Consider the following 21,132-nt stretch of genomic DNA (forward strand, 5'->3'; position numbering starts at 1 on the left):
ATCTAAATTTCGTCTAATAAAGGCTGCCAATTAATAGGTTTGAGTAATTGGGTGAATGTCGTGCGATTTGTTTGCGTCAGTAAACGTTCCGTCTCGCTCAATAAATTGAGTGCATCCGCTAAAGCGTTAAAGGTTTTGCATTCTAATTGTGCGCAAAGTGCGGTTAAAAATGATGATGAATTTTCATCTCTAGTCAGCATTGCCATCACGCATTTTTGTAGATTTTGTGTGCGTAATGCACTTGGCACTTTATTTAAGGTTAAGCGTAATTGTGCTTGATTTTCGATAAATTCAAAGCCAATTTTTTTGAAGTTATCTGAATATTGTTGCCATGCTTGAAATTGTGCCTCTGTTAAACGAAATACGATTGGAATCAACAATGGTTGTTGTTCAATCTGTATTTGTTTTAACGCTAGTTGCCATTGCAAGCGTTGTAATTTTTCCAATGAAAGCAAAAAGAAATCTTGGTTCTGTTGTAATAACAACGCACGATTTTCAATAAGTGAAAGGGCTCGTAGATGTGATGAACACTCAATTATTTCAGTTGAGATGATTTTAGCTGTATCTGAAATATTTTGTTGTGCTGTATCCGATATATCCTTTTGCGCTGTAGGCGGTAACGTGCGTAACAATTCAGCATATAAACGTTGCTCAGTTTTACTCGGTGCATCAGAACGGTAATCTCGATAACCAGTACTTACATGATTTGGAAACACTGGTGTGTTAGAAAAGTGCGGTTGATTTTGCTGTGATTTTTCATGATATTGTGGCGCAAAGCTATTTTGCCCCGCAGCTGCACGATTAGGACGAATACTGTAATTCGGTTGTGGCTCACGCACTGTATTTTCTTCGTGATTTTCTACCGCACTTTGGTCTGTATGCCAATTAATCTGTTCTTGATTGTTTAGTGCATGACTTATGCCTTCGTAAATAAAATCATGAATGAGGCGTTGTTGATGAAAGCGTACTTCATGTTTGGTTGGATGAACATTGACATCTACATCGTGCGGGTTTAAATCAATAAACAACACAAACGCAGGATAAGCATCGGTTGGTAAATATTGTGCATAGGCTTGTCGAATAGCATGGCTGATCACTTTATCTCTCACCATTCGGCCATTAATATAGCAATAACTTAAATCATTTTGAGTTCGGCTAAAATTTGGTGTCGCCACCCAGCCAGATAAGTGTAAATCATCGTGTTTCCAATCAATTCGTAAGGCATTTTTGACAAAATCATCCCCACAAATAGCGGCGACACGTTTTAGTTGCTGATTGAGATCGAAGGCAGGGCGATATTGACGGATAACTTTCCCATTATGCGTTAATGTAAATGCCGTATTGAATTTCGTTAAAGCAATACGACGAATGACTTCATCAATATGAGCAAATTCTGTTTTATCTGTGCGCAAAAATTTTCGGCGGGCTGGCGTATTGAAAAAAAGATTGGCGACTTCAACTGTTGTGCCGACAGGATGTGATGCGGGTTTGATTGTGGTTTCCATATCACGACCTTGCGCATAAACTTGCCACGCTTCAGTTTGTTCTTCGGTACGAGAAGTAAGGGTTAGGCGTGATACGGAACTGATACTAGCTAATGCCTCGCCACGAAAACCTAAACTTAAAATCGCTTCGAGATCATCAAGATCGGCTATTTTACTCGTGGCATGTCGTGCCAAAGCGAGGCTTAATTCTTCTTTTGGAATACCACAGCCATTGTCACGAATGCGGATTAAATTTGCCCCACCATTTTCGATATCAATTTGGATTTTATTTGCACCTGCATCAAGGCTATTTTCCACTAATTCTTTTACCACTGATGCAGGGCGTTCTACCACTTCTCCAGCAGCAATTTGGTTAGCAAGTTGTGGGGAAAGAATTTTAATAGGCATTTATTTTTCTCTTAATTTTATTTTTTGTCCTGTAATAACTTTGCCATTTTTTAAATGTGGATTTAGGCTCAATAGTATATTTACTGGAATGTTATATTCCCTCGAAATAGCATAAAGTGTTTGGTTTTTTGTTACTTTATGATAGAGCGGAATTATATTTTTTTGATTATTAGTTTGTGTATTTTTCTCTTTTTTTAAATCTTTATTGGTATTATTTACTGAGCTATTTTGTTTTTTATGAAAATCATTTTCTTTAATTGTTAATGATTTATTTTTTATCTCGACATTATCAGGGATTTTAATACTTTCATTTAGCCAAAGTGTTTTTCTCTTTAATTGATTTAATTTAATAATATCAGAGACTTTTACGTGATATTTATTTGATAAGCTACCTAAACTTTCTCCTTTTTTTACAATATGGCGAATACCACTGTCTTTAATATTATCTTCATTTATATTTTGTTCTGAAGTGCGGTTATTTTTCCCTGATTTTTTTATATCGTTTTGTTTGATGTTTTGCACTAAATTATCTTTAACTAAAGTGTTGGTTTTACCGCTATGGAATGCAACTAAGCCTTCATAAATCATATAAGCAATGCGGCGACGATAAGTTTGGGAATGAAGTTTTTTTTCTTCTTCTGAATTGGAAAGAAATCCCGTTTCTACCAACACAGAAGGAATATCTGGCGAACGTAGAACACCCAGACTTGCATGTTGTGGCGTACTGCGACTTAATGTTGTTACTTTAGCAAAATGGTGCAAAATATGTTCGCCTAACACATAGCCTGTACGTTGGCTATGTCCGAATTGCAGATCAAGTACAGTCTGGTCAAGATATTTGTCATTATTGTGTGAAAGCACCTTTCCCGCTCCACCAAGTAATTCCGAGCGTTTTTCATCGTCTTCTAGCCATTGACCCATTTCATCATTGGCTCGACGGTTTGACAATACCCAAACAGAAGCCCCACGACGATCAGGCGATTCAGATGAATCAGCATGGATAGAAATAAGATAATTCGCTTTAAATTTACGTGCGATTTCTGAACGTTCAGGCACGGAAATATAATAATCACTTTTACGCGTTAATACTCCACGAAAATGTGGATCTTTATCTAATAAGACTTTTAATTCTTTTGCAATTGAAAGGGTAACATTTTTTTCATAAATACCTAAATTTCGGCTGATTGCACCAGGATCTTTTCCTCCGTGACCTGGGTCAATCGCAATCGTAATAGGTGCTGCCAAAATAGAGAAGCTAAATGTAGAGAAAAAAAGAAAAAATAAGATTTTAGTTTTCATAAATAAGTTAATTAGAAAATGCGCTTATAATATTTTTACCCAAATTTGTTTGTGCGATTAATTCAATATTTCGTGCATCATCGTAATAATCAATATTTATTAAAATATCCGCTTCTGGCAATATGCCTTGACCTTTTTCAGACCATTCAATTAAGCAAATGCTATCAGTATTAAAATAATCTCTAATACCCATAAATTCGAGTTCTTCAGGATCTGCTAACCGATATAAATCAAAATGATAAATCATTTTGCCTGCAATATTATATTCTTCAACCAGCGTATAAGTTGGGCTTTTTACATTACCTTGATGACCTATACCTTGCAGCATTCCGCGCGTCAGCGTTGTTTTTCCTGCCCCAAGATCACCGTTAAGATAAACCATAATTGCTTTTTCTGTATGCAATTTTAAAAGAATTTCGGCGAATTTTTTGCCGAAGCGAAGCATAGAAAATTCATCAGGGATATATTGAGTTAAGCTTTCCATAACGGGTCATTAATGAAGAAAAATGTGGGCAGATTCTACCGCACTTTTGAGGTTCATAAAAGTACGGTGAAATTTCTAGGGATTTAATTTTATCATTTTGTGGTCAGCAAATTGCTTGACCAGCTCTGTTATGATTTGACTATTTGGTAAAACTAAATCCGATGCGATTTCAAACAACGGCACAATGACAAACTCACGGTTATGCATATCGTAATGTGGAACTGTTAAGCGTTCGTTTTGAATAATTTCATTGCCGTAAAGTAAAATATCTAAATCTAATGTGCGTTCGCCCCAGCGACGTAAACGCACTCGACCTTGCTCGTTTTCAATACGCTGTAATTCATCTAATAGTGCAAGTGGGCTAAGCTCGGTTTTAATTTTTGCAACAGCGTTCACATAATCGGGTTGATCTTGTGGGCCGAGTGGTTTGCTTTTATAAAAAGAGCTCGTTGTTACCAAATGCGTGTTTGGTAACTGACTTATCGCTCTAAGCGCAGAATGTAATTGTTCTACTGGCGTATTTAAATTGCTGCCTAACGCAATATATACAGTAATCATATCTCCCCTTACTCTGCTGAACGCATTGTTTTACGACGGCGTGGACGATAGTATTTTTTCTTTGGTTTGGGATGCAAACGTTGTTGCTCCTGTATTAACTGTTCACGCTGTTCGCCATTACTAAATTGATATTCGTGCCACCATTTGGCTAATTCAATGGTTTCGCCACCTTCAATTTCTGCACGCATAGCCAGTAAATCAAAGCCAGCACGGAATTTTGGATGTTCCATGGTACGCATTGGTGCTGAGCCAGTACGTTTTAATAATTGCAGCTGTAAGAACCAAATATCACGAATGACCGCAGTGTGACGACGTGGTGCAGCCAAAGCACGGCAGAATAAATCTAAAACTTCATTGCCCGCCAAAGCATAAGCATCATGATTATTTAAACCACCTTCATTTTTCAAAATTTCCACTTTTTCGCGTAATGGATACCAGAAAAATGCCGCAAATAAGAATGCAGGATTAATACGAAGTTTATCCGCAACACGTTCATCTGTCGAAGTAAGGGCGGTAACGATCATACGTTCTGCAAAACTATCTTCTTTCTCTGTAAAATATGGACTTAATGCAGGGAAAAGTTGTTCAAATAAACCATATTGACGTAATAAACGATAGGTTTTTACCCCTTGTCCTGCTTGTAATAATTTTAAACTTTCATCAAATAAGCGAGCTGGCGGAATATTTTTTAATAAAGGCGCAAGTTCACTAATTGGTTGTTCGCTTGGTTTTTCAAGGAACATATCAAGTTTTGCCATAAAGCGAATAGAGCGCAGCATCCGCACAGGATCTTCTTGATAACGTGTAACAGGATCGCCAATTAAGCGTAGCTTGCCCGCTTTGAGATCCTTAATACCATCAAAATAATCGCGTAAAGTATTGTCTTGCGGATTGTAATACAGCGCATTGACCGTAAAGTCTCGGCGTTCTGCATCTTGTTCGATCGTACCGTAAACATTATCGCGCAGTAACATGCCTTCATTGCTCTGCTTCGCTTGATTTTCATTGCGAGCATCACTGTGATTAGCACGGAAAGTGGCAACTTCAATAATATCTCGACCAAACATAATATGTGCTAAGCGGAAACGGCGACCCACTAAACGGCATTGGCGTTGAAAAATGTTTTGGATTTGTTCAGGACGTGCGTTTGTTGCCACATCAAAATCTTTTGGTTTTTTACCAAGTAATAAATCGCGGATACATCCACCGACGATATAAGCCTCGAAACCTTGACGTTGCAGTTTTTCCACAACAGTGAGTGCATTACGGCTAAAATCTCGCGGGGAAATATCAAATTGAGCCGCTTTAATCACATTTTTATCGTAGCGGCACGTTTGTTCTGATTTTTTTGTCTGCACTTTTGGCATTGGGCTATTGGGACGCCCAACTCGTTTAGAATAAGCACTTGTTTTGGCAACTTCTTTTGATTTTTTTGTCTTCTTGCCAAACAAATTTTTGATATAAGTAAGAATAATTTACTCCGTTTTTTTAGTTGGAAATAAATGACTTGGCTCTTTTTCTGTAAAGAAAAAGGCAAGGGGATTTTTCCGCATTTTTAAATGTAAAAAAGTGCGGCTAATTTTAACCGCACTTTGGTATTTTTCAATAGAATGAATTAACCAGCGACTTGTTTTTCACGGATTTCAGCTAAAGTTTTGCAATCAATGCAAAGATCTGCTGTTGGGCGTGCTTCTAAACGGCGGATACCGATTTCCTCGCCGCAACAATCGCAGTAACCGAAATCATCGGTATCAAGTTTTTTCAAGGTTGCTTCGATTTTTTTCATTAGTTTGCGTTCGCGATCACGATTACGCAATTCTAGACTAAATTCCTCTTCCTGAGTTGCTCGGTCTGCGGGATCGGGGAAATTGGTTACTTCATCCTGCATATGTGCAACGGTGCGAGAAGCTTCTTCCACGATTTGCTCGTGCCAAGCATTAAGAATTTTTCTGAAATGAAGAATTTGCTCTTCATTCATATATTCTTCATCTTTTTTCATTTGATAAGGCTTAACGCCTGCTAAATCTAGCAAGTTCAATGATGCTCTTGACATCTCTCACTCCTAATACATACAGAATTTAAGCGTGGACTTCACGACTTCCTGTCTTGTTATTTTAGTTTGTTCCTGACTGCTATTTTAGGAACCCAATTTTTGCGGGCGGTATAAATATCAGAAGTTGTTTGTTTTAGCAAGTAAATTTTCCTGAAAAATTTATTTTTACAATATGGATCGTAAAATTTGAAGCAACCGTTTGCATATTTAAATAAAACTAGCCTAGTCTTAGAGAGATTGGAATTAATCTTTTACAAAAATGAAATTAAACTTAATAACTTTAGCTGTCTTGTTAATTGTTGCGGATTTAACGTTGTTATTTCTACTGCAGTCATTGCTATTGCCTTGGCAAGTTGCTCTCGTTATTGCGCTTGTTTTGATTTTTCTTTTTATTTTTTGGCGTAAAAATTTCTTAGTTAGTCTTGCTTTTTTTGTTGCTTCTCTTGGCTATTTTCATCATTCGGCTTTGAGTTTATTACAACAAGCTCAACGTATTACCGCTCAAAAGCAAATGGTGACTTTTGAGATTCAAGAAATTTTGCATCAACAGGATTATCAAACACTTATCGCCACAGCAACATTGACGGATAACTTACAAGAGCAACGAATTTTTTTAAATTGGAAAGCAAAAGAGGTGCCTCAACTATCGGAAATTTGGCAAGCTGAAATTTCTTTACGTCCCCTTTCTGCGCGATTAAATTTTGGTGGGTTTGATCGGCAACAATGGTATCTTTCAAAAGGAATTACGGCTGTTGGAACCGTAAAAAGTGCGGTGAAAATTGCTGATGTTTCATCATTGCGTGCAGAAAAATTGCAACAAGTGAGAAAGCAAACGGAAGGATTATCTCTACAAGGTTTATTGATCGCGTTAGCTTTTGGCGAACGGGCTTGGTTAGATAAAAACACTTGGTCAATTTACCAACAAACGAATACCGCACATCTTATTGCTATTTCTGGCTTACATATTGGGTTGGCTATGGGAATTGGATTTTACTTGGCTCGTGTTGTGCAAGTATTTTTCCCAACCCGTTTTATTCATCCTTATTTTCCTTTAGTTTTTGGTGTTTTATTTGCTTTAATTTATGCCTATTTGGCTGGTTTTAGCGTGCCAACTTTTCGTGCCATTTCAGCACTTGTTTTCGTTTTCTTTGTTCAAATAATGAGGAGATATTATTCGCCTTTTCAGCTTTTTACGTTGGTTGTCGGATTCTTGCTTTTCTGCGATCCATTAATGCCGCTTTCGGTCAGTTTTTGGCTTTCTTGTGGTGCAGTTGGTTGTTTGATCCTCTGGTATCGTTATGTGCCTTTTTCACTTTTTCAATGGAAAAATCGTCCCTTTTCACCAAAAGTGCGGTGGATTTTGAGTTTATTTCATTTGCAATTGGGGTTATTGCTCTTTTTTACGCCTTTGCAACTTTTTCTATTTAATGGCTTATCGCTGAGTGGATTTTTAGCCAATCTTATTGCTGTACCACTTTATAGTTTTTTCCTTGTGCCATTAATTTTATTTGCTGTTTTTACCAACGGCGCGTTTTTTTCTTGGCAACTAGCAAATAAGCTAGCCGAAGGAATTACTGGGTTAATTTCTGTTTTTCAAGGAAATTGGCTCACGGTTTCATTTAATTTAGCATTATTTTTAACCGCACTTTGTGCAGGAATTTTTATGTTAATTATTTGGTGTATTTATCGAAAACAAGAGGCTTCATCATCAACTTGGAAAATTAAACGACCAAGATTTTTTACATTAAATCTCAGTAAACCTTTGCTAAAAAATGAACGAATCAACGTTTTGCTATGTTCTTTCGGCATTATTCTTATGTGTTTTATGATTTTGTTGTTTAAACAATTGAGCAAACCAACTTGGCAGGTAGATACTTTAGATGTGGGGCAGGGGCTGGCAACGCTGATTGTGAAAAATGGCAAAGGGATTCTTTATGATACGGGTTCTTCTTGGCGAGGTGGAAGTATGGCTGAATTAGAAATTTTGCCTTATTTACAAAGAGAAGGGATTGTTTTGGAAAAATTGATTTTAAGCCACGATGATAACGATCACGCAGGTGGTGCTTCGACAATTTTAAAGGCGTATCCCAATGTGGAATTGATTACCCCTTCACGAAAAAACTATGGGGAAAATTACCGCACTTTTTGTACTGCTGGACGTGATTGGCATTGGCAAGGGCTACATTTTCAAATACTTTCTCCTCACAACGTTGTGACACGAGCTGATAATCCCCATTCTTGTGTGATTTTAGTTGATGATGGAAAGCATCGAGTTTTGCTGACGGGCGATGCTGAAGCAAAAAATGAACAAATTTTTGCTCGCACTTTAGGAAAAATTGATGTGTTACAAGTGGGGCATCACGGAAGTAAAACATCGACAAGTGAATACTTACTTTCTCAGGTTAGACCAGATGTGGCGATTATTTCTAGCGGACGTTGGAATCCGTGGAAATTCCCCCATTATTCGGTTACGGAAAGGCTTCATCGCTATAAAAGTGCGGTAGAAAATACCGCTGTTTCGGGGCAAGTGCGGGTAAATTTTTTTCAAGACCGATTAGTAATCCAGCAAGCTCGCACAGAATTTTCCCCTTGGTATGCGCGTGTAATTGGATTATCAAAGGAATAAAAGGTACAATGCGTGCAATTTTTACTATTAGATAGCGATTATGCAAGAGCAAAAATTACAAGAAAATGATTTTTCAACCTTACAAACGTTTAAGCGTTTGTGGCCAATGATTAAACCTTTTAAAGCGGGGCTTATTGTTTCTGGCGTCGCGTTAGTTTTTAATGCATTAGCTGACTCAGGCTTGATTTATTTGTTAAAACCGTTGTTGGACGATGGTTTTGGTAAGGCAAACCATTCATTTTTGAAAATGATGGCTTTTGTCGTCGTTGGGATGATTATTTTACGCGGCATTACCAACTTTATTTCTAATTATTGCTTGGCGTGGGTATCAGGCAAAGTTGTCATGACAATGCGTCGTCGCTTGTTTAAACATTTAATGTTTATGCCAGTGAGTTTCTTTGACAGAAATTCAACGGGTAAATTACTTTCTCGTATCACTTATGATTCTGAGATGATTGCAAGTTCTTCTTCAGGATCCTTGATTACTATTGTGCGAGAAGGGGCATATATTATTTCGCTATTGGCAGTGATGTTTTATACAAGCTGGGAATTAACCCTTGTTTTATTTGTTATCGGGCCAATTATTGCAGTGTTGATCACTATCGTGTCAAAAATTTTCCGTAAGTTGAGTAAGAATTTACAAGATTCAATGGGGGAATTGACAGCGACAACAGAACAAATGCTGAAAGGACATAAAGTGGTGCTTTCTTTTGGTGGTCAGCTTGTCGAGGAAGAACGTTTCAATAAAGTCAGTAACAATATGCGTCGTAAGGGCATGAAAATGGTTACTGCTGATTCTATTTCCGATCCGGTGGTGCAGATTATTGCTTCTCTTGCTTTAGCTGCTGTGTTGTTTTTAGCTACCACGCCATTAATTGCTGAAGATAATCTAAGTGCGGGTTCTTTTACGGTAGTTTTTTCATCTATGTTGGCAATGATGCGCCCATTAAAATCCTTAACGAACGTAAACTCTCAATTCCAACGTGGAATGGCAGCCTGTCAAACTTTATTTGCCATTTTAGACTTAGAACCAGAAAAAGATAATGGCACTTATAAAGCAGAACCCGCGAAAGGCGAGTTAGAATTTAAAAATGTGAGTTTTGCATATCAGGGAAAAGAGGAACTTGCATTAAATAATATTTCTTTTGGCGTTCCAGCAGGAAAAACCGTAGCTCTAGTGGGGCGTTCTGGATCGGGTAAATCAACCATTGCTAATTTAGTGACACGTTTTTACGATATTGAGCAAGGCGAGATTTTACTTGATGGCGTAAATATCCAAGATTATCGTTTATCTAATTTACGTGAAAACTGCGCTGTGGTTTCTCAACAAGTCCATTTATTTAACGATACTATTGCGAATAATATTGCTTATGCAGCACAAGATAAGTATTCTCGCGAAGAAATTATCGCTGCAGCAAAAGCGGCTTATGCTTTAGAGTTTATCGAAAAATTACCGCAAGGTTTTGATACGGTAATTGGCGAAAATGGTGCTAGCCTATCAGGTGGGCAACGTCAGCGTTTAGCGATTGCTCGTGCTTTATTGCGTAATTCGCCAGTATTAATTTTAGATGAAGCTACATCTGCACTAGATACGGAATCAGAACGAGCAATCCAATCTGCATTAGAGGAATTAAAGAAAGATCGCACGGTTGTTGTGATTGCCCATCGATTATCTACTATTGAAAATGCGGATGAAATTCTTGTGATTGATCACGGAGAAATTCGTGAGCGTGGCAACCATAAAACATTGCTTGAACAAAATGGTGCCTATAAACAGTTGCATAGTATGCAGTTTACTGGCTAATTTATTGATTATCGAAAACGCGAGTTGAAAAACTCGCGTTATTTTATCCGCACTTATTAGAAAGGATTTTCTATGCCCTTCTGGTATTCCAACTCCAAACTTATTTGGCTCTTATCGCCTTTTTCTTTATTGTTTTGGTTGATTAGCCAACTTCGTCGCGCCTTATTCTCTTTGGGTCTCAAATCCTCTTATCGCGCACCAAAACCAGTGATAATTGTGGGAAATTTGTCTGTGGGTGGAAATGGCAAAACGCCTGTGGTTGTTTGGCTTGTGGAAGAGTTAAAAAAACGAGGTTTTCGCGTAGGTGTGATTTCTCGTGGTTATGGAAGCAAATCTAAAACGTATCCGTTATTCGTTACTGAAAATACGCATCCGATTGAAGGTGGTGATGAACCTGTATTGATTGCTAAACGTACTAATGTTCCTGTCGTGATTTCCCCGAATCGTCAGCAAGCGATTGAATTACTCTTAAGCCAAGCAGAGTGCGATATTATTATTTCTGATGATGGTTTACAGCATTATCAATTACAGCGTGATTTGGAAATTGTCGTAATGGACGCTGAGCGTGCGTTGGGAAATGGTTTTGTATTGCCAGTAGGTCCATTGCGAGAATTACCAAGTCGATTAAAATCTGTCGATTTTGTGATCACTAATGGTGGAAAAAATCAGTATTCAGATGCGATTATGCGTCTTGTGCCTCATTTCGCGATTAATTTAAAAACCAATGAAAAACGCCAATTAAATGAATTTCAATCTGGTGTTGCCATCGCAGGGATTGGCAATCCACAGCGTTTTTTTAGTATGTTAGAAAAGTTAGGGATTCAGTTAAAGCAAACTCAAGCATTTCAAGATCATCAACATTTTGAAGCCTCTCAATTAGAAAAACTTGCTGAAAATCAACCGCTCTTTATGACGGAAAAAGATGCCGTAAAATGCCAATCTTTTGCTAAAGATAATTGGTGGTATGTCCCTGTGGATGCAGAAATTATTGAGGCTGAAAAACAACGTGAAAATTTACCGCACTTTTGGGACAAAATAGACAAACTTGTGGAGCAATACAGAAATGGCTGAAAAGATTAATCCCCAGTTGTTTTGATTACTTGCCGATAAAGCTGAAATATTAAAGAATAAGGAATAAATTATGTCATTTACCGTGATTATCCCCGCTCGTTTTGCATCAAGTCGTTTGCCTGGAAAACCGCTTGCTGATATTGCGGGTAAGCCAATGATTCAACATGTATTTGAGAAAGCACTGCAGTCTGGGGCGAGCCGAGTGATTATTGCCACCGATAATGAAAATGTTGCTGATGTTGCCAAAAGTTTTGGTGCTGAAGTCTGTATGACTTCGGTTAATCATAATTCTGGTACAGAGCGTTTAGCGGAAGTTGTAGAAAAATTAGCGATTCCCGATAATGAAATCATTGTCAATATCCAAGGCGATGAGCCTTTGATTCCTCCCGTTATCGTGCGACAAGTGGCAGATAATTTAGCAAAATTTAATGTCAATATGGCAAGCCTTGCGGTCAAAATTCATGATGCTGAGGAATTATTTAATCCAAATGCAGTGAAAGTATTAACAGATAAAGATGGCTATGTGCTGTATTTTTCCCGTTCGGTTATTCCTTATGATCGTGATCAGTTTATGAATTTACAGGATATTCAGAAAGTGCAGCTTGCGGACGCTTACTTACGTCATATTGGCATTTACGCGTATCGTGCTGGTTTTATAAAACAATATGTGCAATGGGCACCGACTCAACTTGAAAATCTAGAAAAACTTGAGCAACTTCGCGTGTTATATAACGGCGAACGTATTCACGTAGAACTTGCGAAAGAAGTGCCTGCAGTGGGGGTGGATACCGCCGAAGATTTGGAAAAAGTGCGGTTGATTTTGGCGAAGGATTAAATACTTGGCTCCCCCTGCTTGCGGGGGGAGCTGCCGAAGGCTGAGGGGGGATAAATTTAACATCGCAAGCCCCCTTTTGCTCTTTAGGCTCCTTCCCCCGAAAGCAGGGAAGGCAAGATGTCTTTTGTTATTGGTAAAATATTCTATGTTCAATCCCAAAAAATTCCTCGCGGATGTCTCTCACGAACCTGGTGTTTATCGTATGTATGACGATAAAGATCAGGTTATTTATGTTGGGAAAGCAAAGGATCTAAAAAAACGTCTTTCAAGCTATTTTCGTAAAAATCTGAGCAGTAAAAAAACAGAGGCGTTGGTTGCGTCAATTCATCATATTGACACTACGCTAACTTCATCTGAAACGGAAGCTTTACTGCTAGAGCATAATTTCATCAAGCTTTATCAGCCTCGCTATAACGTATTATTGCGTGATGATAAATCCTATCCATTTATTTTATTAACCAAAGAACGCCATCCAAGAATCACGTCCTATCGTGGGTCTAAAAAATTTGCGGGTGAATATTTCGGGCCCTATCCTCACGCGGGAGCCGTGCGTGAAACTTTGTCGCTTTTGCAAAAACTTTTTCCTGTTCGCCAATGTGAAAATTCCGTTTATTCCAACCGCTCTCGTCCTTGTTTGCAATATCAAATTGGGCGTTGTTCCGCACCTTGTGTTCAGGGATATGTTTCCGATGAAGAATATAATCAGCAAGTTGAATTAGCCCGCTTATTTTTACAAGGCAAAGATCAACAGGTGTTAGATTATTTAATCGGTAAAATGGAGCAGGCAAGCAGAAATTTAGATTTTGAACAGGCTGCTCGTTATCGCGATCAAATTCAGGCGGTGCGTTCGGTTATTGAAAAACAATTTGTATCCAATGAACGTTTAGATGATATGGATATTATGTCTATCGCTTACCAACACGGGTTAGCCTGTGTACAGGTGATGTTTATTCGTCAAGGAAAAGTGCTAGGCAATCGCAGTTATTTCCCAAAAGTCCCCGCCAATACGGATTTATCGGAACTTACCGAAACTTTTGTAGGGCAATTTTATTTACAAGGTCATCAAGGACGAAGTATCCCGAATAGCATTATTGTGGATCGTCAATTAGCTGAAAAATCGGAGCTTGAGCAACTTCTTAGCGAGCAAGCTGGCAGAAAAGTGACGATTCAAGAAAGCGTAAAAGGCGATAAAAGTAAATACTTACAGCTCGCACAAGTTAATGCTAAAGCAGCTTTAAATGTACAACTTAAACAATCTTCACGAATGTCAGAGCGTTATCAAGCGTTGTGTGAGCTGTTAAATCTTCCTGAAATTAAGCGTATGGAATGTTTTGATATAAGCCATACAATGGGAAATCAAACAGTCGCATCTTGTGTTGTTTTTAATCAAGAAGGTCCACTGAAATCTGATTATCGTCGTTTTAATATTGAAGGCATTACTGGCGGAGATGATTATGCTGCGATGGAACAAGCGTTGCAGAAACGTTATGAGCGTGATTTAGAAGAAGATAAAATTCCCGATATTATTTTTATTGATGGTGGAAAAGGGCAGTTAAATCGAGCATTGAACGTGTTCCAACATCTTCAAGTAAAATGGGATAAAAATAGACCGCACTTAATTGGCGTGGCAAAAGGTGTGGATCGTCGAGCAGGGCAGGAAGTACTGATCATCAGCAAACAAGACCGCGAAATTCATTTGCCTGATGATAGTTTGGCATTGCATTTGATTCAACACATTCGTGATGAAAGCCATAATCACGCAATAAGCGGACACCGTAAAAAACGTCAAAAAGCCTTTACACAAAGTGGTTTAGAAACCATTGAAGGAGTGGGAGCTAAACGTCGTCAGGCTTTACTGAAATATCTTGGTGGTTTACAAGGTGTGAAAAAGGCGACCTTAGATGAAATAGCCTCTGTACCGGGCATTTCCCCTAAACTTGCTGAAAGGATTTTTGAAACGCTTAAAAACGACTAATCAATCATTTCTCAAATATAAATAACGATTGCTTTTCGTCATAAAGCCATTATGATCTGTATTTTCGGATTTATTTAACTCAATTATAGGAAAAATTATGTTTGAATGGATTGCAGAGCCTGAAGCGTGGATATCACTTGCGACACTTGCGGCTTTAGAGATCGTTTTAGGAGTCGACAATATTATTTTTATTAACATCCTAGTTGGACGTTTACCTGAACGCCAACGCCAGTCTGGTCGTATTCTTGGGCTTGCTTTGGCAATGCTAACAAGAATTTTACTTTTAATGTCACTAGCGTGGATAATGAAACTTACTGCACCGTTATTTACTGTGTTTAATCAAGAAATTTCTGGGCGTGATTTGATTTTATTAATCGGTGGTTTATTCCTGATTATAAAAAGTTCTGGCGAAATTAAAGAGGCGATAAATCATCAAGAACACCATGAATCTGAAAGCAAAAACAAAGTGAGTTATCTTGGCGTATTAATTCAAATTGCTGTGCTAGATATTGTATTTTCTTTAGATTCTGTCATTACAGCGGTGGGTATGGCAAGCCACCTTCCTGTGATGATTTTGGCGATTATGATTGCCGTGGGGGTGATGATGTTTGCGGCAAAACCAATCGGCGATTTTGTGGATACACACCCAACGTTGAAAATTCTAGCTTTAGCTTTCTTAATTTTAGTCGGAATTAGTTTAATTGCAGAAAGTTTGGATATTCACATCCCGAAAGGTTACATCTATTTTGCAATGGGATTCTCTGTTGTGGTCGAGATGATCAATATTCGAATGAGAAGATTGATGAAATAAATTAGAAGTGCGGTCGATAAAAATAATGTTTTTTATGACCGCACTTTTTCTTTTACTTATTGAAATACACTTTTTTTAGTACCATCTCTAAACCGCGAAATTCAGCTAGACCTTTTAACCGACCAATGGCAGAGTAGCCAGGATTGGTTTTTTTACGTAAGTCATCCAACATTTGATGCCCATGATCTGGGCGCATTGGGATTAAACGCGTTTCTCCTTGATTTAATCGACGATATTCTTCATTTAATAAAGCTTTTACTACATTAAACATATCTACGTCTCCTTCTAGATGAGCTGCCTCATGGAAGGTTAGTGGATTACCTTCACGTTGAGTAGAACGTAAATGAGCGAAGTAAATACGATCAGCGAATTGTTCAGTCATTTTTACGAGATCATTATCGGAACGTACGCCATAAGAACCCGTACACATTGTAAAACCATTTGCTGGTAATGGTTGAGTTTCTACAAACCACTGCATATCTTCAATAGTTGAAACTATGCGTGGTAAGCCTAAGATTGGGCGTGGAGGATCGTCTGGATGAATCGCCATTTTGATTCCTACTTCTTGGGCAACAGGTACGATCTCATTTAAAAAATAAGCCAAATGCGTACGGAATTTTTCGGATGAAATATCTTTATAGCGATCTAATTGAGTTTGAAATTTATCAAGAGTATAACCTTCTTCTGCACCGGGTAAGCCCGCAATAATATTACGCGTTAATTGCGCTATATCTTGCTCTGACATATTGTCATAATAGGTTCTTGCTGCAACTTGTTCTTCTTGATTATAGGTTTTTTCTGCATCAGGACGTTTTAAAATATGAAGTTCAAATGCGGCAAAAGCGATATGATCAAAGCGCAATGCTTTAGAACCATCTGGTAATTCATAAGCAAGATCGGTTCGAGTCCAGTCTAAAACTGGCATAAAATTGTAGCAAACAGTGTCAATTCCACATTGAGCAAGATTGCGAAGAGTTTGTTTGTAGTTATTAATCCATTTTTGATAATTTCCAGTCTGAGTTTTAATCTCTTCATGAACTGGTACACTTTCCACTACTGACCAGCTTAAACCAGCATTTTCTATTTCAGTTTTGCGTTTTTTAATTTCTTCAATACTCCATATTTCACCGTTAGGAATATGGTGAAGTGCAGTGACTATACCAGTTGCGCCTGCTTGACGAATATCAGATAAAGAAACAGGATCTTTTGGTCCATACCAACGCCATGCTTGTTCCATTTTTAACTCCTATAGTTTTCTAACGATCAACAACAATTGGGCTCATATTAAATAGATAACCATCAAAATTAGGATCATCTACATCAGATAATTCAAAAAGTTTTTGCTTAACATTTTCTAAATGTTGCCACATTGCTTTTTTTGCCATTACAGGATCTTTTCTCTGTAGGGCTGTAATAATATTCTCATGATCTTGTAACCAAAGGTGACGATAGCTCTGATTTGGAATATGAAGATGTAAACCTTTCCACATTTGACTATTAGTACGAAGATCCCACAGTGCTTTTTGCATTTGCAAGATAACTTCATTTTGGGTTATTTCTGCTATCGTACGATGAAAATCTTCATCTGCCACATAATCTTCATCACCTTGTTCAAGAGTATTTCGCTCTCTTGCTAGAATGTCTTTTAATTTAGTAATATCTGCTCTTGTTACTTGTAACGCAGCAAATTCAGCCATACTACTTTCTAATAATTGGCGAGCTTGTAAAAGTTCAAAAGGACCTACATCAACCTTATCTAAAAATTCATCATTACTTGCAGCGCGTTGTGGCAATGCAATCACATACACTCCAGAACCTTTACGTACTTCAACAAGGTTTTCTAATTCAAGCATAATGATGGCTTCTCGAATGACTGTACGACTTACATCAAAATAATCAGCCAAGTCTCGCTCAGCTGGTAGTTTATCGCCTATTTTATATTGATGATTATTTAGCTGTTGTTTTAACTCATTTCCTATTTTTTTATAGGATCGCAAGTCATCAATGTTCATAAATTTTTCCTAATTTTAATCTAATAAACTCAATTTATAGCCTTGAGTGACCGTTTTTCCATTAATAATTAATTTTCTATTTTCTTTATTAGGAAGGTAGAAACTAATTTCATTATATTTTGGTAAATAATCACCCGATTTTTCTAAAACAAGTTCAATTGTTTGACTAGTGCATTTTAGATAAATATTAAATTTTAAAAATTTACCTTTTAAATAATCGAAACTTTCACCGTCATCATCAAATATAGTAATATTCCTCTCTCCTTGATTAAAAGGCATAATTAATAATTGTCTATAATTATCAGATAACGTATTTTTATGACCTTTTTTTGCCATTGGAATAATGCTTCCAGCTTTTAAAAATAAAGGAATTTTTTCTAATGGTGCATCAGCTATGATTCTTTCGCCGCCATTAAACCATTTGTGTGTGTAAAAGTCATACCAACCGACGAAATTTTGTGGTAGATAGACTTCACGTTTTCGTTGATTAGGTTCCACAACAGAAGCAACGAGTAAATCTTCACCTAAAAGATAGTCATCATTTTCTTCAAAAGTATTTTTATCATGTTCGTGATCAAGGAATGTTGGTCGTAGTATTGGTTCATTATCATGATGAGCTTTCCATAATGTGTTATATAAATAAGGCATTAATATATAACGTAATTGGATAGCATCACGAATAATATTGATTATTTGTGGATACATCCAAGGTTCATTAACAGTTTTATCATCATTCCAAGAATGAATAGTGAAACGTGGATGCATGACACCATTTTGAACCCAACGTACAAATAACTCAGGATCTGGTTTATTACCTGAGAATCCACCTACGTCATGTCCAACGTTATAAAGTGCAGAAAGGCTCATACCTAATCCCATTTTGATGTTGTAACGCAATGTGTTCCAACTGGTACGATTATCTCCAGACCAAGTTTGTACATAACGGTTCATTCCAGGTGAGCCAGAACGTGAAATCAAATAAGGGCGTTTATTTGGTGCGTACTCTAATTGAGCCTCATAGGAAGCTCTCATCATTAATAATGGTTGTAATGGGCGCAATAATTTTATTGGCATACTTTCACCAAAATAACGGCATTTTGCATAGTTGTCCCATACTTCGAATTCATTATTATCATTCCAAGTAGAATTGATGCCGTAATCAAGCAATTGTTGTTTTACATTCTTTTTCCACCAATTTACAGTGTCCATATTGGTAAAATCTAAATGAGAGCCTTCATCATCCCAGAACATAGATTTTTCAGGATTATTTGATTCAGAATCTTTAATAAATAATCCAAGTTTTTCCACTTCTTGATAACGTGGATGATCTAGTAATAAACATGGTTTAATGTTTGCAGCCAACTTCATTCCTGCATTCTGAAAATATTTTGTCATTTCTTTCGGTGTTGGAATTTTGTCATAATTCCAGTTGAAAACATAACGCTTCCCATTTATGGAGGTATAACCTGAAGAGAGTTGGAATGAATCACAAGGAATATCATGCTCATTACATAAATTTACAAATTTTTTTAGTTGTTCTTGGGCATCAGATGCATCGGTATAGTACATAGTTGAACCACTATAACCTAAGCTCCATTTTGGACCAAAAATAGTACCTCCCGTAAGGCGACAATATTTTTTTGTTACATTAAGTATTTTGGGGCCTAGAATAACGTAGTAATCTAGATCTCCATCCTCAGCTTTATAGTTACGATAGTAAGAATGATAATTGTCAATTTCACTACCTAAGGTAAACCAACAAGGTGAAAGGTTATCGTAATATAATCCATAACTTACTTCAGGAGTATGCGTAATATAGAATGGAATGTGTTTATAAAGAGGATCTGTATGTTCAGCATTATAGCCCATTGCATCAATATTACGCATTTCAAAGCGACGACCATGGCGATTTAGATTTCCTGTTTTTTCACCGAGTCCATAATAATGTTCTTGAATATCTCGTTGTAAATAATGAGAAATGGTAGTATTTGAAATACCCATTAAATAGGCACCAGTTTGCCGGTCTTTAAATAATGGTTTCCATTTATCACCGTGTTTATATTCCCATTCTAGATAAAGTGGTTGATGAATTGTTACTTTTAAAAGTGCGGTTGAGATTTCAAGCGTTTTTTCTGTTTGCTTTACTTCATAATCAGGGCAGGAAAACCCTTTTAATGACCATTTATCACGACCTTGCCAATCTACATCTGATTGATTTGGTGTAATAGCCCAAGTATGAGGAACTTTAAATTCCTTATTCTTTGTAAATGCCACGCGTAATAAATCATTTTCTAACACGAAAATATGCATTTGGTAACTGTGATCGCAGGCAATATCAATGCGATGATTATGATTTTCTACAAATTGCCAATTTTTAATCGTTTTCATATTATTTTCCTAATGCGTGAATTAATAACCTAATAATATTTGTGGTAACGCTAAGCTTAATGATGGAATGTAAGCTACTAATAAGAGTGTTAAGATTAAAACTGCATAGAGTGGTAGTAGTGGTTTAATAACTTGATTAATTTTCACTCCGCCAACAGAACATCCGATAAATAATGCGCTACCAACAGGTGGTGTACAGATACCGATAGAAAGGTTGAAAGCCATTAATATACCGAAGTGAACAGGATCCATGCCTAATTCAGTCACAATAGGTAAGAAAATTGGTGTGAAGATAAGCAATGCTGGTGTCATATCCATAAATACACCCACAACTAATAAAATGATGTTGATGATTAGAAGTATGATAATTGGGTTATCTGAGAAGTTTAATAATGCATCGCTAATAGTGTAAGGAATATCTGCATTTGCCATTGCCCATGACATTCCCATTGATGTACCGATTAATAGTAGCACGATTGCAGTTGTAACAACCGAATCTAAAATGATCTTTGGTAATTCTTTGATGGTCACTTCGCGATAGAACACGACAGCAAGAATTAATGTGTAGATTACAGCGAACGCAGAAGCTTCTGTTGCAGTGAAGATGCCACCAATGATACCTCCCATTATAACGATAATTAAACCAAGGCTTGGTAATGCATCAAGCGTCTTTTTCATCGCTTCTGAGCGAGTTGGTTTTGGTGATATTGGGTATTTTCTTTTTTTCGCAATGATGGCAACAACAATCATGATTGATAAGCCCATCAAAATTCCTGGAATGTAACCTGCAAGGAATAATGCACCAATAGATGTTCCTCCAGAAATTAATGAATAAACGATAAAGGTATTACTTGGCGGAATAAGTAGTCCAGTTGGGCAAGAGGCAATATTTACTGCAGCGGAAAAAGCAGGATCATATCCTTCTTTCTTTTGTAAAGGTGACATAATCCCACCCATTGCTGCTCCTGATGCTACAGCTGAACCTGAGATTGAACCAAACATCATATTTGCGAGTACGTTCACGTGTGCTAGAGATCCAGGTAAGTGACCACCGATGACTTTAGCAAATTCAATTAACCGCATAGCAATACCGCCACGATTCATAATATTGCCCGCTAAGATGAAAAAAGGAATGGCGAGTAGTGAAAAGCTATCTAATCCAGATGCCATTTTTTGCGAAATAACAGTAATAGCAGCATCAAAAGGAATAGAAAGCATAATAGTAAGCAGTGAGGCAATTCCAATTGAAAATGAAATTGGTACACCAATAAAAAGTAGGACAAAGAAACTTGAGCTAAGCACAATAATATTGGACCATTCCATT

General features: G+C 37.3%; 16 protein-coding genes. 6 read left to right on the top strand and 10 right to left on the bottom strand.

The features are described 5' to 3' along the window. Positions 1-2: 2 nt before the first annotated feature. The 6 genes from mutL to dksA form a co-directional block, all read right to left on the bottom strand. Complete coding sequence (gene mutL, locus DQN24_RS04430) at positions 3-1,892, bottom strand: DNA mismatch repair endonuclease MutL (protein ID WP_111695440.1); 1,890 nt, start codon at positions 1,890-1,892, stop codon at positions 3-5. Continuing rightward, positions 1,893-3,191, bottom strand: coding sequence for an N-acetylmuramoyl-L-alanine amidase (locus tag DQN24_RS04435; protein ID WP_111695441.1), 1,299 nt, complete (start codon positions 3,189-3,191; stop codon positions 1,893-1,895). A 7-nt stretch (positions 3,192-3,198) separates the two neighbouring features. Next, positions 3,199-3,675 (bottom strand): tRNA (adenosine(37)-N6)-threonylcarbamoyltransferase complex ATPase subunit type 1 TsaE, encoded by a 477-nt coding sequence (gene tsaE / locus DQN24_RS04440; protein WP_111695442.1) that lies wholly within the window; start codon positions 3,673-3,675, stop codon positions 3,199-3,201. A gap of 75 nt (positions 3,676-3,750) precedes the next feature. After that, positions 3,751-4,233, bottom strand: coding sequence for a 2-amino-4-hydroxy-6-hydroxymethyldihydropteridine diphosphokinase (folK, locus tag DQN24_RS04445; protein ID WP_111695443.1), 483 nt, complete (start codon positions 4,231-4,233; stop codon positions 3,751-3,753). Positions 4,234-4,241: 8 nt separating this feature from the next. Then, positions 4,242-5,684: a polynucleotide adenylyltransferase PcnB gene (pcnB, locus tag DQN24_RS04450; RefSeq protein ID WP_411690087.1), complete on the bottom strand. Its 1,443-nt coding sequence runs from the start codon at positions 5,682-5,684 to the stop codon at positions 4,242-4,244. 164 nt (positions 5,685-5,848) lie between these two features. Continuing rightward, positions 5,849-6,286, bottom strand: coding sequence for an RNA polymerase-binding protein DksA (gene dksA / locus DQN24_RS04455; RefSeq protein ID WP_005652560.1), 438 nt, complete (start codon positions 6,284-6,286; stop codon positions 5,849-5,851). Positions 6,287-6,545: 259 nt separating this feature from the next. On the opposite strand from dksA, the gene DQN24_RS04460 reads away from it, so the two are divergent. The 6 genes from DQN24_RS04460 to DQN24_RS04490 all read left to right on the top strand — a co-directional run bounded on the left by DQN24_RS04460 (position 6,546) and on the right by DQN24_RS04490 (position 15,408). Continuing rightward, a complete protein-coding gene (locus tag DQN24_RS04460) occupies positions 6,546-8,912 on the top strand; it encodes a DNA internalization-related competence protein ComEC/Rec2 (RefSeq protein WP_111695444.1) in 2,367 nt (788 codons plus the stop codon). Between the two features lie 40 nt (positions 8,913-8,952). Continuing rightward, positions 8,953-10,716: a lipid A ABC transporter ATP-binding protein/permease MsbA gene (msbA, locus tag DQN24_RS04465; protein ID WP_111695445.1), complete on the top strand. Its 1,764-nt coding sequence runs from the start codon at positions 8,953-8,955 to the stop codon at positions 10,714-10,716. 72 nt (positions 10,717-10,788) lie between these two features. Then, positions 10,789-11,787 (top strand): tetraacyldisaccharide 4'-kinase, encoded by a 999-nt coding sequence (lpxK, locus tag DQN24_RS04470; RefSeq protein WP_111695446.1) that lies wholly within the window; start codon positions 10,789-10,791, stop codon positions 11,785-11,787. A 70-nt stretch (positions 11,788-11,857) separates the two neighbouring features. After that, positions 11,858-12,622 carry a 3-deoxy-manno-octulosonate cytidylyltransferase gene (kdsB, locus tag DQN24_RS04475; protein ID WP_021035539.1) on the top strand — a complete coding sequence of 255 codons (765 nt, stop codon included), beginning with the start codon at positions 11,858-11,860 and terminating at the stop codon, positions 12,620-12,622. 145 nt (positions 12,623-12,767) lie between these two features. Next, complete coding sequence (gene uvrC, locus DQN24_RS04485; protein ID WP_111695447.1) at positions 12,768-14,597, top strand: excinuclease ABC subunit UvrC; 1,830 nt, start codon at positions 12,768-12,770, stop codon at positions 14,595-14,597. Positions 14,598-14,694: 97 nt separating this feature from the next. Then, a complete protein-coding gene (locus tag DQN24_RS04490) occupies positions 14,695-15,408 on the top strand; it encodes a TerC family protein (protein WP_111695448.1) in 714 nt (237 codons plus the stop codon). A gap of 52 nt (positions 15,409-15,460) precedes the next feature. Here DQN24_RS04490 and uxuA read toward each other — a convergent pair whose 3' ends face one another. The 4 genes from uxuA to DQN24_RS04510 are packed head-to-tail and all read right to left on the bottom strand — an operon-like array spanning position 15,461 to position 21,131. Further along, a complete protein-coding gene (uxuA, locus tag DQN24_RS04495) occupies positions 15,461-16,645 on the bottom strand; it encodes a mannonate dehydratase (protein WP_111695449.1) in 1,185 nt (394 codons plus the stop codon). Positions 16,646-16,664: 19 nt separating this feature from the next. After that, positions 16,665-17,420 (bottom strand): FCD domain-containing protein, encoded by a 756-nt coding sequence (locus DQN24_RS04500; RefSeq protein WP_005652574.1) that lies wholly within the window; start codon positions 17,418-17,420, stop codon positions 16,665-16,667. Between the two features lie 15 nt (positions 17,421-17,435). Beyond that, positions 17,436-19,808, bottom strand: a complete 2,373-nt coding sequence (locus DQN24_RS04505) for a TIM-barrel domain-containing protein (RefSeq protein WP_110431088.1) — start codon at positions 19,806-19,808, stop codon at positions 17,436-17,438. A gap of 21 nt (positions 19,809-19,829) precedes the next feature. Then, a complete protein-coding gene (locus DQN24_RS04510) occupies positions 19,830-21,131 on the bottom strand; it encodes a TRAP transporter large permease (protein WP_021035533.1) in 1,302 nt (433 codons plus the stop codon). Position 21,132: the final 1 nt, after the last annotated feature.

The sequence above is a fragment of the Haemophilus influenzae genome (genome assembly GCF_900475755.1).
GTDB lineage: Bacteria > Pseudomonadota > Gammaproteobacteria > Enterobacterales > Pasteurellaceae > Haemophilus > Haemophilus influenzae_D.

Excerpts from the sequence above, each read along its gene's own strand:
- tsaE (WP_111695442.1), bottom strand. The coding sequence starts at position 3,675 with ATGGAAAGCTTAACTCAATATATCCCTGATGAATTTTCTATGCTTCGC.
- uvrC (WP_111695447.1), top strand. The coding sequence starts at position 12,768 with ATGTTCAATCCCAAAAAATTCCTCGCGGATGTCTCTCACGAACCTGGT.
- kdsB (WP_021035539.1), top strand. The coding sequence starts at position 11,858 with ATGTCATTTACCGTGATTATCCCCGCTCGTTTTGCATCAAGTCGTTTG.
- folK (WP_111695443.1), bottom strand. The coding sequence starts at position 4,233 with ATGATTACTGTATATATTGCGTTAGGCAGCAATTTAAATACGCCAGTA.
- DQN24_RS04490 (WP_111695448.1), top strand. The coding sequence starts at position 14,695 with ATGTTTGAATGGATTGCAGAGCCTGAAGCGTGGATATCACTTGCGACA.
- DQN24_RS04510 (WP_021035533.1), bottom strand. The coding sequence starts at position 21,131 with ATGGAATGGTCCAATATTATTGTGCTTAGCTCAAGTTTCTTTGTCCTA.
- lpxK (WP_111695446.1), top strand. The coding sequence starts at position 10,789 with ATGCCCTTCTGGTATTCCAACTCCAAACTTATTTGGCTCTTATCGCCT.
- mutL (WP_111695440.1), bottom strand. The coding sequence starts at position 1,892 with ATGCCTATTAAAATTCTTTCCCCACAACTTGCTAACCAAATTGCTGCT.
- DQN24_RS04460 (WP_111695444.1), top strand. The coding sequence starts at position 6,546 with ATGAAATTAAACTTAATAACTTTAGCTGTCTTGTTAATTGTTGCGGAT.
- uxuA (WP_111695449.1), bottom strand. The coding sequence starts at position 16,645 with ATGGAACAAGCATGGCGTTGGTATGGACCAAAAGATCCTGTTTCTTTA.
- DQN24_RS04505 (WP_110431088.1), bottom strand. The coding sequence starts at position 19,808 with ATGAAAACGATTAAAAATTGGCAATTTGTAGAAAATCATAATCATCGC.
- msbA (WP_111695445.1), top strand. The coding sequence starts at position 8,953 with ATGCAAGAGCAAAAATTACAAGAAAATGATTTTTCAACCTTACAAACG.
- DQN24_RS04500 (WP_005652574.1), bottom strand. The coding sequence starts at position 17,420 with ATGAACATTGATGACTTGCGATCCTATAAAAAAATAGGAAATGAGTTA.
- DQN24_RS04435 (WP_111695441.1), bottom strand. The coding sequence starts at position 3,191 with ATGAAAACTAAAATCTTATTTTTTCTTTTTTTCTCTACATTTAGCTTC.
- dksA (WP_005652560.1), bottom strand. The coding sequence starts at position 6,286 with ATGTCAAGAGCATCATTGAACTTGCTAGATTTAGCAGGCGTTAAGCCT.